Raw genomic sequence first — 255 nt, forward strand, 5'->3', positions numbered from 1 at the left:
TTACCGCGGCTGCTGGCACGTAGTTAGCCGGAGCTTCTTCTGCAGGTACCGTCAAAGTCTTCCCTGCTGAAAGCGGTTTACAACCCGAAGGCCTTCGTCCCGCACGCGGCGTTGCTGCGTCAGGGTTGCCCCCATTGCGCAAAATTCCCCACTGCTGCCTCCCGTAGGAGTCTGGGCCGTATCTCAGTCCCAATGTGGCCGGTCGACCTCTCAGTCCGGCTACCCATCGCGGGCACGGTGGGCCGTTACCCCGCC

Annotated in this window: 1 rRNA gene; it reads right to left on the minus strand. The window is 63.1% G+C overall.

The features are described from left to right. A 16S ribosomal RNA gene (locus tag NE591_RS16475) occupies positions 1–255 on the minus strand; the annotation flags it as partial.

Source organism: Adlercreutzia sp. DFI.6.23 (assembly GCF_024462535.1).
GTDB classification, from domain to species: Bacteria; Actinomycetota; Coriobacteriia; order Coriobacteriales; family Eggerthellaceae; genus Adlercreutzia; species Adlercreutzia rubneri.